The sequence below is a fragment of the Rhodopirellula maiorica SM1 genome, assembly GCF_000346295.1.
Taxonomy (GTDB): domain Bacteria; phylum Planctomycetota; class Planctomycetia; order Pirellulales; family Pirellulaceae; genus Novipirellula; species Novipirellula maiorica.
Genome location: NZ_ANOG01000949.1, coordinates 1 through 3,309, shown reverse-complemented (window position 1 = coordinate 3,309; position 3,309 = coordinate 1). Strand labels below are relative to the sequence as shown.

The 3,309-nt window shown below is 54.1% G+C and carries 1 protein-coding gene and 1 pseudogene; both read right to left on the bottom strand.

From position 1 onward, the window contains the following. Positions 1 to 281: 281 nt before the first annotated feature. Positions 282 to 2,819 carry a glycosyltransferase gene (locus RMSM_RS30395; protein ID WP_040770296.1) on the bottom strand — a complete coding sequence of 846 codons (2,538 nt, stop codon included), beginning with the start codon at positions 2,817 to 2,819 and terminating at the stop codon, positions 282 to 284. Between the two features lie 198 nt (positions 2,820 to 3,017). Further along, positions 3,018 to 3,309: pseudogene (locus tag RMSM_RS41460) on the bottom strand (M56 family metallopeptidase); the annotation flags it as partial.

Below are 3,309 nucleotides of genomic sequence, written 5' to 3'. Positions count from 1 at the left end.
CGGACGAGGTTAGATTGAGCGAAGTCGAATCCTTCGCGAACAATGCTGTGTCATCGTTCATTGGCTGTTCTGACCGTACCCTAAACCTTGATTTTCAACCGGATGACGCTGGGCAACTCATTTTACTGTCTTTGTCAGGCGTGATGTCAGTCGCCTTACCCGAACGTATTGGTGCCATTTTCATTAAAGGCGATGACGCTAAGACATTTGCGACCAAAGCGAGATTCCGGTGTCCCTCTGCCTCTGCTCCTGATGTTCTGCGTCTGGTAGAACATAAATACTCAGCGATCCGAACTCTTCGCAGCCTTCGCGATTCGGGGAACCGGCGGCTTCATCGTGGCTCGGTAGATGCACGCGGCTCCGCGTCGGCCGATTTCGGCTAATCTCGAGTCGCTGGGCAACTGTTTTCGCAATGCTTCAAATTCGACTTGATCATCGACAATCAGAACGGCAGAGCCGTGGATTGCCACAAAGTCACTCAGCCCTTCACCGCGTAAATTCAAAAAGTTCGGGATGTCGTTGCGGTCCAGATAGAAAGGAACTCCCGAGAATTCATGTTTTACCGTCGCGATCGCGGGGTGTGATTCGGTAGGAAGCTGCTCGACCAGCGGTGAGGTATCACCGAACAGCGTTCGCGAGCGACTGTAGTCGGGTACGATTTGATGCATCACCATCACAGCAAACAGGAATGCGACAACCGATGAGGATGCCCACGCAATTTTGGCTTGGCTGCGGTCGGTCATCAGCAACAGCGACGACATCGTCAAACATGTCCAAAACATCGCCCAGCCAAACAGCACCATCGTTGCGGAACGCGTCGCGATCATTACGAACAGGACGAACGCGACGCCAGCAAAACACGTGGTCGCAGTCGCAATTCGAGCCGACCAGAAACGTGCGAAGAAATACCTGGACAAGTTTCCGCCGTGACGCAGGACAGCGTCGAGGTAGTGTCCCATCATCAACGCCAATGCGGGTGCAGCGGGCAATAAGTAGGTTGGTAGTTTGCAACGGCTCAATGAGAAGAAAGTAAAACACCAACCACTCCACAGCAACAGGTAGCCTACGGCGGGCAAGCGGCGCTTTCGTTCTGCTTCGCCACCGCCAAACAGAAATTTTGCGTACGGGATCGTCAAAAAGGACCACGGGTGACCGGCGACCAGCAGGACTGGAATAAAAAACCAGAATGGTTTGGCATGAAACTCGCCGGCAAAACGCGCGACGTTGTGTTTGTAGAAGAATTCGATCAGGAAGGATGGATCTCGTTGATGCACCAGAATGAACCACGGCGCCGCGATGAGGGTGGCAACCGCACCGATGATGCCGTAGTGCCACCATCGGAGTCGAGCGTGAGCATCCGACAACCAAGTCATCACCATCACCGGCGGCAGCCATAGCACCACCGCAATCGGTCCTTTGGTCAGAAACGCAAGTCCAATGCAGACTCCCGAAGCGATCCACCAACCAAGTTGAACGTCACCGATCCTCCGAAACCGAAAGTAAGTTGCCGAGTTTGCCAATTTCCGTCCACATACCGGATCGCGAATCGCCTCGTACGCAGTAAACAACGAAAGCGACACAAACAGAGAAAGTACTCCGTCGAGCAACAGATAGCGGCTGGTAAACGCAAATCCAACCGACAACATCAATACGACACCCGCGAGCAAACCGATTCGCTTGCCAAACAGACGCGAGCTAAAAAACATCGTCGAAGCGAGTGTCGCCAAGGCCGCCACGGCGGGTACGAGCCGCGCCGAGGTTTCGCTGACTCCGAACAACTTGTAGCAGATCGCGCACAACCAGTAGAGCAGCGGCGGCTTGTCGTAATAAGTTTGGAAGTTTAACTGGGGTAGAAGCCAATTGCCTGTTGCAACCATTTCACGGGGAATTTCGGCATACCGAGTCTCATCGCGATCGATCAGCGGATAGTTCAGATTGGTCAGCATGAAGAGGGCGGCAAGGAACAGCAGCCCGACTTGAAGCCATTGATCTCTCGTGAATACGACGCCTAAACGAGCGGCGTTTTCAATGTCCGCTCGCTTGTGCGTCAAACTGGTCCTTGGAAATTGCACTTCATTCCACCAATACCGCAGCAGTGCGGTTAGCACCGCGGGGATGTGTCGGAGCGAGACCGTGCTTTCGCCAAGCAACCGTGGTCGATGCGAAACGCCAACTTCTACCACACTGTGACCAAGATGCTTCGCCTGAGTCAGCAATTCGGAATTGACCAAGAAACCATCACTCGTGATTCGCAGCTCTTTTGCCACGTCGCGGTGAAACATCTTCAATGCGCAATCCACGTCGCGCACTTCGACACCTAACAAACGACGCACGAGCAGATTGTAGACTTTCGAGTACCAACACCGCAGCGATGTGTCTTTGCGGTCGATGCGATAGCCGCAGACGATGTCGTAGCGATCCGATAGCAGCACAAACCGATCCAGCTCTGTCAAATCGAATTGACAATCCGCATCGGTGAATGCCACCAACTCGTTTTCGGCTGCGGCAAATCCCGATCGAATCGCCGCTCCGTAGCCTTGATTTGGCGAGTGTTCAATGAGCCGGACATGGTCGTTCAGCAAAGCCGACTGGCGAACAATCGACGCAGTTCCGTCGCTGCTACCATCATCAACCACGATGATCTCATAGGCGTCGGACATCTGGGACAACGCCACGTCCGCTTCGTCAATCGCTCTCGCAATCACGTCGGCTTCGTTAAACGCCGGCAAAATCAGCGAGATCGTGGGCAAACGTCCTGTCGTTGAGCCCGTTCGTGAGTCACCCCTCTGAAACGAGACGGCGGTATTGATATCGTGCATCCAGTCACTCCTATCTACGGCACACTTAGTAGTTTGATTTGGCCCACGGTACAGAAGGCCTAGCGATCCTCGCAATGGCAACTCCTAATCACTTAGGAGTATCAGGTAAACGAAAGCTTTGCATTACGGAACAGGTCGCGGCGATGGACTCGCCACTTCGGGAGGGGAACGTCGCCCGCGTGGCTTCTCAAACGAGATTCAATCTTCTTCGCACACCAGTTCGTGCATCTGAACTCGCTCCTCGAACAACTCGAAGTCGCGAACATTCACATCGATCTGATGCAATGCGTTTGCCGTCCACGTCGGCCATGGTGACCAGTGGGTTCGCTGCGACGCCATTGCGTTGGTTGGCAGCCAGACTTGTTGAATGACAAACGTGCACAATATCAGGGCTGCCAGCGCCGCAATCGCTTGCCAGCGAGACGTTGGCTGTTCGCCTTCGGCCAACTGCACCAATCGATTGCTGCGGCGGATCAGAGCACTTGGCTGG

Bases quoted from the DNA above. Each gene is read 5' to 3' on its own strand.
- RMSM_RS30395 (WP_040770296.1), bottom strand. From the start codon at position 2,819: ATGCACGATATCAATACCGCCGTCTCGTTTCAGAGGGGTGACTCACGA.